Here is a 763-nt window from a genome sequence, read left to right on the forward strand (position 1 = left end):
CAGGTGCGGCAGGTCGCGTCGTACCTCCTCGCGCCGGAGGCGCTGCGACCGCGGCTCGATCCGGCCGGCGACCACCCAGACCGCCGCAGCGGCGACCAGCCCGGCGAGCGGTGCCGCCGGCCCCCCGAGCAGGACCGCGGCCCCCGTCCCGGAGAGCACCGCACAGGGCAGTCGCCAACGGTGCAGCCCACCCTCGCGCTCCGCCGGCCGCGGTGCCGCGCGCGGGCCGGCCGCCGGCGGGAACCGCAGCGTCCCGGGCACGACGAGGGCAGCGACCAGGCCGGCGAGAGCGGTCGCGACGACCAGCAACGTCACCGCCCCCGCTCGACGTCGCGGGCGAGGGCCTCGATCCAGGCGAGGCCGGCGAGGGCGCAGGCGACCCCGCCGGCCAGGCAGGCCAGTCCGACCGGGTGTCCGAGCAGGAACGACCAGGGGTCGGCGCCCGCGCCGCTCCCCATCAGCAGCGCGACCAGCGGCAGCCCGGCGACCAGGCGTGCGGTCGCGCGGGCGGACGCCAGCTCGCCGGTCACGACACGTCGGGTCTGCTCCGCGTCCCGCAGCTCCTGGGCGACCCGGGCCAACGCGTCGGCCAACCCGTGGCCGGTGCGGTGGGCGACCTGCCAGGCGGCGGCGACCACCCGGAGGTCGCCCGCGCCCGGGACGGCCGCGAGCTCGCGGAGCGCGGTCGGCACGTCGCCACCGGCCGCCCCTGCTCGACTGACCGGCATCAGGTCGGGCCACTCGGCGGCCGCTCGGCGGAGGG

Annotated in this window: 1 protein-coding gene and 1 pseudogene; both read right to left on the bottom strand. The window is 79.9% G+C overall.

All coding sequences use genetic code 11. The features are described 5' to 3' along the window. A pseudogene (locus tag H0488_RS23450) lies at positions 1–315 on the bottom strand (hypothetical protein); the annotation flags it as partial. Further along, a partial coding sequence (locus tag H0488_RS23455) for a type II secretion system F family protein (RefSeq protein WP_183101563.1) occupies positions 312–763 on the bottom strand: 452 nt, incomplete at its 5' end. The gene H0488_RS23455 and the pseudogene H0488_RS23450, both read right to left, overlap by 4 nt.

The organism is Nocardioides pelophilus, assembly GCF_014180685.1.
Classification (GTDB): Bacteria; Actinomycetota; Actinomycetes; order Propionibacteriales; family Nocardioidaceae; genus Nocardioides; species Nocardioides pelophilus.